The 8,629-nt window shown below is 73.0% G+C and carries 9 protein-coding genes and 1 pseudogene; 8 read left to right on the plus strand and 2 right to left on the minus strand.

Annotation, left to right across the window (positions count from 1 at the left end; all coding sequences use genetic code 11):
* Positions 1–257 precede the first annotated feature (257 nt).
* A complete protein-coding gene (locus tag ACLQ24_RS27245; RefSeq protein WP_425894601.1) occupies positions 258–1,046 on the minus strand; it encodes an enoyl-CoA hydratase-related protein in 789 nt (262 codons plus the stop codon).
* 19 nt (positions 1,047–1,065) lie between these two features.
* Between ACLQ24_RS27245 and hemW the strand changes: the two genes are divergently transcribed.
* Positions 1,066–2,289: a radical SAM family heme chaperone HemW gene (gene hemW, locus ACLQ24_RS27250; RefSeq protein ID WP_425894607.1), complete on the plus strand. Its 1,224-nt coding sequence runs from the start codon at positions 1,066–1,068 to the stop codon at positions 2,287–2,289.
* A gap of 36 nt (positions 2,290–2,325) precedes the next feature.
* On the opposite strand, the gene ACLQ24_RS27255 is transcribed toward hemW, so the two are convergent.
* Entirely contained in the window at positions 2,326–2,952 is a 627-nt protein-coding gene (locus ACLQ24_RS27255; RefSeq protein ID WP_425894602.1) for a DUF4870 domain-containing protein, read from the minus strand.
* 200 nt (positions 2,953–3,152) lie between these two features.
* Between ACLQ24_RS27255 and hrcA the strand changes: the two genes are divergently transcribed.
* The 7 genes and pseudogenes from hrcA to ACLQ24_RS27290 all read left to right on the plus strand — a co-directional run bounded on the left by hrcA (position 3,153) and on the right by ACLQ24_RS27290 (position 8,551).
* The gene (gene hrcA / locus ACLQ24_RS27260; RefSeq protein ID WP_355053206.1) at positions 3,153–4,175 is read left to right on the plus strand and encodes a heat-inducible transcriptional repressor HrcA; all 1,023 of its coding nucleotides are present in this window, start codon (positions 3,153–3,155) and stop codon (positions 4,173–4,175) included.
* A 73-nt stretch (positions 4,176–4,248) separates the two neighbouring features.
* On the plus strand, positions 4,249–5,397 hold the full coding sequence (dnaJ, locus tag ACLQ24_RS27265) for a molecular chaperone DnaJ (RefSeq protein ID WP_425894603.1): 1,149 nt from the start codon (positions 4,249–4,251) through the stop codon (positions 5,395–5,397).
* 1 nt (position 5,398) lies between these two features.
* Positions 5,399–6,133: a 16S rRNA (uracil(1498)-N(3))-methyltransferase gene (locus ACLQ24_RS27270; protein WP_425894604.1), complete on the plus strand. Its 735-nt coding sequence runs from the start codon at positions 5,399–5,401 to the stop codon at positions 6,131–6,133.
* A gap of 307 nt (positions 6,134–6,440) precedes the next feature.
* On the plus strand, positions 6,441–6,800 hold the full coding sequence (locus ACLQ24_RS27275) for a histidine triad nucleotide-binding protein (protein ID WP_355244131.1): 360 nt from the start codon (positions 6,441–6,443) through the stop codon (positions 6,798–6,800).
* A pseudogene (locus tag ACLQ24_RS27280) lies at positions 6,797–7,450 on the plus strand (serine hydrolase domain-containing protein); the annotation flags it as partial. The gene ACLQ24_RS27275 and the pseudogene ACLQ24_RS27280, both read left to right, overlap by 4 nt.
* Positions 7,451–7,646: 196 nt before the next feature.
* A complete protein-coding gene (locus tag ACLQ24_RS27285; RefSeq protein WP_425894605.1) occupies positions 7,647–8,099 on the plus strand; it encodes a hypothetical protein in 453 nt (150 codons plus the stop codon).
* On the plus strand, positions 8,078–8,551 hold the full coding sequence (locus ACLQ24_RS27290) for a DUF4326 domain-containing protein (protein ID WP_425894606.1): 474 nt from the start codon (positions 8,078–8,080) through the stop codon (positions 8,549–8,551). The genes ACLQ24_RS27285 and ACLQ24_RS27290 overlap by 22 nt, the downstream gene beginning before the upstream one ends.
* Positions 8,552–8,629: the final 78 nt, after the last annotated feature.

Genomic DNA, 8,629 nt, shown 5'->3' on the forward strand with positions numbered 1-8,629 from the left:
GCGCCTGCTACCTCTACCTCGACGACCAGCCAGCCTAATCAACACCCCTCCACGAATTAACGCGGAGCAGCACTAGTCACCCGATCCCGGTGCCGGGAAGCGATTGACCGGTCAAGGACTTGACCAGGCGGCCCGGGACGCCATCACGGCCAAGGCGCTCCTCAAGCGCTTCGCCCGCCCGGAGGAGGTCGCCGAGCTGGTGGTCTTCCTCGCGTCCGACCGGGCGCTGCCGCTCGCCGCAGCGCCCGCCCGGATGCTCAGACGTCGAGAGCGGGCACCCATCGCGCCTGTCGCTTTTCCCGGAACGCCGTGACCCCCTCGTGCCCCTCGTCGGAGAGGAAGTAACCGGTCGAGAGGGCGGACAGCCGCGCCAGGTCAGCCCGCAGCTCGGCGGTGCCCGGCCGGCGCAGCAACTCCTTCGCGCCGGCCAGCGCGCCGGGCGCCCCGCGCACCAGCGAGTCGCAGTAGCGCCGTACCGCGTCGTCCAGCCCGTCCGCCGGCACGGCGGCCGTGACCAGGCCGATCTCGGCCGCCCGTCGGCCGTCGAAGGTGTCGCCGGTCAGGTACAGCTCGGCGGCGGCACGCGGGTGCAGGCGGGGCAGCACGGTCGCCGAGATCACCGCCGGGATCACCCCGATCCGTACCTCGGTGAACGCGAACGTCGCCTCGTCGGCGCAGACCGCCAGGTCGGCAGCGGCGATCAGGCCCAGACCACCGGCTCGCGCCGGCCCGGCGACCCGCGCGAGCACCGGCTTCGGGCACTCCCAGAGCGCCGCGAGCACGTCGCCCAGCATGCCGGCGGGCACCGTCCCGCTGGCGTACGCCGCAGCGGTCTCCTTCAGATCCGCGCCGGAGCAGAAGACCGGGCCGGCGTGATCGAGCACGATCACCCGGACCGCGTCGTCGGCCACCGCGTCCGCGAGCCCGGCCAGCAACTGGGTCATCAGGGCGGTGGAGAGCGCGTTGCGGTTGTGCGGGCTGTCCAGGGTGAGGGTGGTCACCCCACGGGCCGTGGTGACCCGCACGAGGACGTCGGGAGAGGTCATGCCGGGCACACTAGTGGCCATGCCCGGCGTCCTTCCAGATGGTGAGACCGTCCCCGTCGACGGATCGCTGCCCGCCACCGCCACCGCGGCGGTCGGCGCGCGCGGCTTCGGCGTGTACGTCCACGTGCCGTTCTGCGCCAGCCGCTGCGGCTACTGCGACTTCAACACGTACACGGCCGCCGAGCTGGGCGGGGGCGTCAGCCGCGAGTCGTACGCCGACTCCGTGCTGGCCGAACTGGCGCTCGCCTCCCGGGTGCTCGGCGACAACCCACCGCCCCGCGTCGACACGGTCTTCGTCGGCGGTGGCACGCCAACCCTGCTGCCCGCCGACGACCTGGCCCGCATCCTCGACGGCATCGACCGCACCTGGGGGCTCGCCGCCGACGCCGAGGTGACCACCGAGGCCAACCCGGAGTCGGTCACCCCGGAGTCGTTGCGGCGGCTGCGGGCGGCCGGCTACACCCGGATCTCGCTGGGCATGCAGTCCGCGTCGCCGGGAGTGCTGGCGATCCTGGACCGCAGGCACAGCGCAGGCCGGGCCACCGCCGCCGCCCAGGAGGCGCGCGAAGCCGGGTTCGACCACGTCAACCTGGACCTGATCTACGGCACCCCGGGGGAACGGGCCGAGGACTTCGCCGCCACGCTGGAGCAGGTCGTCGCCGCCGGGGTCGACCACGTCAGCGCGTACGCCCTCATCGTGGAGGACGGCACCCGGCTCGCCGCCCGGATGAAGCGCGGCGAACTGCCGTACCCCAGTGACGACGTGGCGGCGGACCGCTACCTGGCCGCCGAGGCCGCCCTCGACGCGGCCGGCCTGTCCTGGTACGAGGTGTCGAACTGGGCGCGCACCGAGGCGGCCCGGTGCCGGCACAACCTGCTCTACTGGACCGGCGCTGACTGGTGGGGCCTCGGCCCCGGCGCACACAGCCACGTCGGCGGGGTGCGTTGGTGGAATGTGAAGCACCCCACGACGTACGCCCAGCGGTTGGCCGCCGGGGCGTCACCCGGCCTGGCCCGCGAGGTGCTCACCGCCGACGAGGCGCACATGGAGGACGTGATGCTCCGGGTGCGGCTCGCCAGCGGCCTGCCGTTGGGAGTGCTCGACGCCGCCGGCCGGGCCGGCGCCGAGCAGGCCCTCGCCGACGGCCTGCTGGACGCCGGGAGGTACGCCGCCGGTCAGGCGGTGCTGACCCTGCGCGGCCGCCTGCTCGCCGATGCGGTCGTGCGCGACCTGCTGCCCTGACCTGCCGGGACCGGCCGGGGGAGCGGCCGGCCCGGATCACTTGACGAGGTTGGCCGAGAGCGGGTAGCGGTACTGGCTGCCCTCGTTGGCCTTGATGCCGGCGATGATGCCGAACACGGCCCCGAGGATGACGGCTGCCGCGACCCCGATGAAGCCGATGAGGATGCAGGACAGCACCCAGCCGACCAGGCCGACGATCGACCAGATGAGCTGGAAGTTGAGCGCCGACACGGCGTGCGCCCGGACGGTCGGGGACTGGTTGCCCCGGGCCAGCAGCGCCACCAGCGGAGCGATCCAGCCGAGCACGCCACCACTGATGATCATGCCGGCCGCGCCGCCGAAGTGCGCGACCAACGCCCAGGTCTTGTCCTCGTTGTTGGCGTAGCCGCCGCCGGGGCCGCCGTACGCGCCGCCGGTCGGATAGCCGCCAGTCGGGTAACCGCCCGGTGGGGGGTAGCCACCCGGCGGAGGGTAGCCGCCCGACGGCGGTTGGTCACCGGTGGGCGGCGGATAGCCACCGGCCGGGGGATAGCCGCCCGGGCCGGACGCCCCGGACAGTGGTGCGGTGGGCGGCTCGTCCGAGTAGGGCGAGCCGGGGGGAGTCGGCTCCGGCGGGTAACCGCCGGGGTCTCCCGCGCCGGGAGGGCGAGGTGGTTCAGTCATGGTTGTCACGGTAGGTGCCGATGGCAATGTCGCACCAGTGCGACACCGTCGGGCCGGTCCGGCGGCGCGGACAGCGAGGAGCTTGATCATCGCGTCGGCGGGGGCGCCGACGTAGACTGGCACTCGTTACAGTCGAGTGCCAGGACGGCCGGTCGGCCCGGATGGGCCGGCGGGCCGACGTGCGACAGGAGGTGCGGAGGATGGGTCTGGACGACCGCAAGCTCGCCGTGCTCCGCGCCATCGTCGAGGACTACGTCTCGACCCAGGAGCCGGTCGGCAGCAAGGCGCTGGTCGAGCGGCACCAGCTCGGGGTTTCCCCGGCGACGGTCCGCAACGACATGGCCGTGCTGGAGGAGGAGGGCTACATCCGGCAGCCGCACACCAGCGCCGGCCGGGTGCCCACCGACCGTGGCTACCGACTCTTCGTCGACCGGCTGTCCCGGGTCAAGCCCCTCAGCCCGGCCGAGCGGCGGGCCATCGAGCGCTTCCTCGTCGGCGCCGTCGACCTCGACGACGTGGTCCACCGCACCGTACGGCTGCTCGCCCAACTGACCCGTCAGGTAGCCGTCGTGCAGTACCCGAGCCTGGCCCGCTCCTCGGTACGACACCTGGAGCTGGTGCCGATCTCCACCACCCGGTTGATGCTCGTCATGATCGCCGACACCGGCCGGGTGGAGCAGCGGCTGGTGGAGCTGCCGGGGCCGGTGCCCGCCGACGACGTCACCGACCTGCGTCGCCTGGTCAACGAGAAGCTCGCCGGGGAGCGCATGTCGGACACGCCTCCCCTGGTCCAGGCGCTGGTCGAGGAGGCGCCGGTGCAGCTGCGCCCCGCCATGACCACGCTCTCCACCGTCCTGCTGGAGACGCTTGTCGAGCGGCACGAGGAACGCATCGCCCTGGCCGGCACCGCCAACCTGACCCGGGGTGGTTTGCTCGACTTCCAGGGTTCGCTGCGGCCGATCCTGGAGGCGCTGGAGGAGGAGGTCGTGCTCCTCAAGCTCATCGGCGAGACCGAGCCCAGCACGACCCGTGTGCTGATCGGCGACGAGAACGAGTTCGACAACCTGCGCGCCGCCTCGGTGGTCAGCACCGGGTACGGCCCGGGGGCGACCATCGTGGGCGGCCTGGGGGTGCTGGGGCCCACCCGAATGGACTACCCCGGCAATATCGCCATGGTGCGCGCCGTGGCACGCTACGTGGGCGAGCTGCTGGCCCAGAACTGACCAGTCAGGGCCGACGGCCGGCTGCGGCCGCCGGTCGGCGCAACGCGAGACGAACATGAGGACACGGAACGCAGTGGCCAGGGATTACTACGGCATCCTCGGTGTCAGCCGGGAAGCCTCCGATGACGAGATCAAGCGCGCCTACCGCAAGCTGGCGCGCCAGTTCCACCCGGACGTCAATCCGGACCCGGAGGCCCAGGAGAAGTTCAAGGACATCAACGCCGCGTACGAGGTCCTCTCGGACGACCGGAAGCGGCAGATCGTCGACCTGGGTGGCGACCCGCTCGCCCCGGGAGGCGGGGGCGCGGGCGGCCCGGGTGGTCCGGGCGGCGCCGGCCCGTTCGTCGGTTTCCAGGACATCATGGACGCCTTCTTCGGTGGCGCGGCGGGTGGCGCCGGCCGTGGGCCGCGTCCACGGACCCGGCCGGGCGCTGACGCGATCCTGCGCCTCGAACTCGACCTGCACGAGACGGCGTTCGGCGTCGAGGCCCCGATCACCGTCGACACGGCCGTGCTCTGCACCACCTGCTCGGGCGCGGGCACCGCGGCCGGCACCCACCTGGCGACCTGCGAGGCGTGCGGGGGTCGGGGCGAGGTGCAGTCCGTGCAGCGCACCTTCCTCGGCCAGGTGGTCTCGGCCCGGCCGTGCACCGTCTGCCAGGGCTACGGCACGACCATCCCGCACCCCTGCCCCACCTGTGCCGGCGACGGCCGGGTGCGCACCCGCCGCTCGCTGACCGTCAAGATCCCGGCCGGTGTCGAGGACGGCATGCGGATCCGGCTGGCCCAGCAGGGCGAGGTCGGCCCGGGCGGCGGCACCGCCGGCGACCTCTACGTGGAGATCCACGAGCGGCCGCACGACGTCTACTCCCGCAAGGGCGACGACCTGCACTGCCGCGTCACCGTGCCGATGACGGCCGCAGCGCTGGGCACCCGGCTCACCATCAAGACGCTGGACAGCGAGGAGACCGTCGACGTCAAGGCCGGCACCCAGCCGGCCAGCACGCTGCGGCTGCGCGCCCGGGGCGTACCGCACCTGCGCGGCACCGGCCGGGGTGACCTCTACGTGCACCTCGACGTCCGGACGCCCATCAAGCTCGACCCCGACCAGGAGAAGATGCTGCGCGACTTCGCCAAGACCCGTGGTGAGGAGGTCGCCGAGCTGACCAAGCAGGGCGGCTTCTTCTCCCGGATGCGCGACGCGTTCAACGGCCACGCCTGACGTGTCCGCGCCGCTGTTCCTGGTCGACGCGCTGCCCACCGGCGACGCGTTGACGCTCGACGGCCCCGAGGGGCACCACGCCGCCACCGTGCAGCGGCTGCGGGTCGGCGAGGAGCTGCTGCTCGCCGACGGCCGGGGTGGCACGGCCGCCGCCGTGGTCACCGCCGTCGGCCGGGGCAGCCTGGAGGTCGCCGTCACCTCCCGGGGGTACGCGGACGCGCCCGTACCCCGGATCGTCACCGTGCAGGGCATCGCCAAGGGTGACCGGGGCGAGCTGGCTGTGCAGGCGATGACCGAGGTCGGGGTGGACGAGATCGTGCCCTGGGCGGCGTCGCGTTCGGTGGCCCAGTGGCGCGGCGACCGGGGCGTACGCGCCCGGGAGAAGTGGGTAGCCACCGCCCGCGAGGCCGCGAAGCAGGCCCGCCGGCCCTGGTTGCCGGTCGTGGCCGGTGCGCCGGACGAGTCCACCGCCACGGTGGCCCGCCGGATCGCCGGCGCCGCCACCGGGTTCGTCCTGCACGAGGAGGCCGACGAGCGGCTCACCACCGCCGAGCTGCCCTCCACCGGTGAGATCGTCCTGGTCGTCGGCCCGGAGGGTGGCATCGCCCCGGCCGAGCTGACCGCCTTCCGTGAGGCCGGCGGCCGGCCGGTACGACTCGGGCCGGCCGTGCTGCGCACCTCCACGGCCGGCGTGGCCGCGCTCAGCGTGCTCGCCACCCGCCTCGGCCGCTGGTAACCCCACCTCCCGCTGCGACGGGTCGTGCCCGACCCAGACCACCGTGTGGGTGTCCTTTGCTCTGCTTCAGCGGAGGCAACAGTTCCTGCTCTGCCTCAGCGGAGGCAACAGTTCCGGCATTCGGGTGTTGCCGTGATTGAAGCAGAGCAAAGGACGCGACGAGCAGGTGGGAGGCGCCGGCCGCGTGGCGGCCCTCCGCACCGCGCAGATACTCGGTGACCATGTCGGTCGCCACGAAGCCCGGCGCGACGGTGGCCATCGCGATGCCATCCTGCCTCAGCCGTGCCTTCGTCCTTACACTGCCCCGATGGGATCCGACTGCCTGTTCTGCCGCATCGTCGCCGGGGAGATCCCGGCCACCGTGGTCCGCGAGACCGACACCACGCTCGCCTTCCGCGACATCGACCCGAAGGCCCCGGTGCACGTCCTGGTCATCCCGAAGGAGCACTACGCCGACGTCGCCACCCTCGCCGAGGGTGACCCGGCGCTGGCCGGCGCGGTGCTGGCCACGGCCGCCGCGGTGGCCGAGGACGAGGGGCTGCTCGGCGACGGGTTCCGGCTGATGTTCAACACCGGGGCGTACGGCGGGCAGGAGGTGTTCCACGCGCACGCCCACCTGCTCGGCGGTGCGCCACTCGGCCCGATGCTCGCCCGGGACCTGACGTGACGGGCGGCTCCGACGCGTACGCCCGGTTGGACCGGCTGGTCCGCCGGGTGCAGGCCGACGCCCGTGTCCCGGCGGTGTCGGCGGCGCTGCACCGGGCCGACCGCCCGCTGTGGAGCCGCACCGTCGGGGGCACCGGCACCGACAGCCCGTTGGGGCCGGGCACCCAGTTCCGCATCGGCTCGGTCACCAAGACCTTCACGTCGGTGCTCACCCTCCAGTGCCGCGACGACGGACTGCTGGATCTGGACGACCCCGTGGGTCGGCACCTGGACCTGCCGGCGCACGGCGAGCTGACCGTACGCCGGCTGCTGTCGCACACCGGCGGCCTGCAACGCGAGCCGTTCGGCGACGTCTGGGACACCCTGCACGCGCCGGACGCCGAGCAGTTGGTGGCCGAGCTGGACCGCGCCGAGCGGGTGTTGCCCACCGGCCGGCGTTTCCACTACTCCAACCTGGGCCTCGCGGTGCTCGGCCTGCTGGTCGGTCGGCTGCGCGGCGGAAGTTGGGCGGAGGTGCTCGCCGAGCGGGTGCTGACGCCGCTGGGGCTGACCGACACGACGGTGGCCCCCCGGCCCTCGGCGGCCACCGGCTACCTGGTCGACGCGTACTCCGACGAGGCCCCGCGCTTGGGTAGCTGTCCCAGCCCGCCAAATATCTGATCTTGGTTGAGGGTGCTACAGGCGGTTCGGCCCCGCGCAGCATTTCGTGCTGGCGGGGCCGGTCGCTACTGATCGCGGTGGTGTCAGTGGACGGCGTGGCGCTCGGGGAGGGCGAGCGGTTCGAGGTTGTCGTCTTCGTCTCGGTCGTCCTCGGGCTCGGCGGGGCTGTAGAGGTCGCTGCGGCGAGATGGCCAGCGCCGAGCACCAAAGGGCCACCGGCGGCCGACCGGCCCCCATTTTCGGTGGCAGCGCGCTGTACCTCGGCGATCGCGTTGGCGACCCGTACCTGGACTGGTCGGTGCCCGCCGGCGGCGGCGGCCTGGAACTCGCCAACGGCCCCGACGCCGTTCAGCTCGGCCTCAACCCGATGCAGTTGCGCGAGCTGGTCGACGCGCTGAGCGCCACTATTACCGCGGACGACATCAACGAGGCCTCCGGCGCCTACTGGCCCGCCGGGAACGACGACCGGTACATCGACTGGTCCGATTACGAGTACGAGCGCGGTTTCGACCTGGAGATCGGCGATGGCATCACCGCGGTGGCCGTCACCCTCAGCGTGAAGCAGCTGCGTACCTGGCGGGACTGGCTTGCCGCCGATCTTGCCGAGGCCTCGGTCCGATGGGCGCACCACGGCGGGTGAGGGTGCTGGGCGACCTGTTTCACGGGCGCGTGCCGGCCGGCGCGGTCTACGTCGGCCGGGCCGCGCCCGGCCTGCGGGCCAGCCGCTGCGCCAACCCGCACCGCGCCGGCGCCTGCCGCCGCTGCGGCCACGAGCACGACCAGGCCGGCGCGGTCACCGCGTACGCCGTCGACCTCGACCGGCACCCGGAGCTGGTGGCCGCTGCCCGCCGGGAGCTGGCCGGCGTCGACCTCGCGTGCTGGTGTCGCACGGACGCCGGCCCGTGCCACGGTGACGTGTTGGTGTTGGTGGCCGCCGGCGTCACGCCGCACGCCGCCGCGGCCGTGCTCGCTGACCGGGTGTGGGTCGGCTCAGATGATGGCCCAGTCGCCGTTCCAACACGGGAACTTGGCGGTGAAGACGTCGGTGGCCAGGTCGAGGGTGTGCGCGGTGGGCGCGAAGAGGTCCAATAATCTGCCGGGCTGGTCGATATAACCCAGGGTGATCATGGGGGCAGTCCTCGCGTGATCATGGTTCTTTACGAAGGTCCA

It is taken from the genome of Micromonospora sp. DT4 (assembly GCF_049841675.1).
Lineage (GTDB): Bacteria > Actinomycetota > Actinomycetes > Mycobacteriales > Micromonosporaceae > Micromonospora.

Excerpts from the sequence above, each read along its gene's own strand:
- hemW (WP_425894607.1), top strand. The coding sequence starts at position 1,066 with ATGCCCGGCGTCCTTCCAGATGGTGAGACCGTCCCCGTCGACGGATCG.
- ACLQ24_RS27275 (WP_355244131.1), top strand. The coding sequence starts at position 6,441 with ATGGGATCCGACTGCCTGTTCTGCCGCATCGTCGCCGGGGAGATCCCG.
- ACLQ24_RS27285 (WP_425894605.1), top strand. The coding sequence starts at position 7,647 with ATGGCCAGCGCCGAGCACCAAAGGGCCACCGGCGGCCGACCGGCCCCC.
- ACLQ24_RS27245 (WP_425894601.1), bottom strand. The coding sequence starts at position 1,046 with ATGACCTCTCCCGACGTCCTCGTGCGGGTCACCACGGCCCGTGGGGTG.
- ACLQ24_RS27290 (WP_425894606.1), top strand. The coding sequence starts at position 8,078 with ATGGGCGCACCACGGCGGGTGAGGGTGCTGGGCGACCTGTTTCACGGG.
- hrcA (WP_355053206.1), top strand. The coding sequence starts at position 3,153 with ATGGGTCTGGACGACCGCAAGCTCGCCGTGCTCCGCGCCATCGTCGAG.
- ACLQ24_RS27255 (WP_425894602.1), bottom strand. The coding sequence starts at position 2,952 with ATGACTGAACCACCTCGCCCTCCCGGCGCGGGAGACCCCGGCGGTTAC.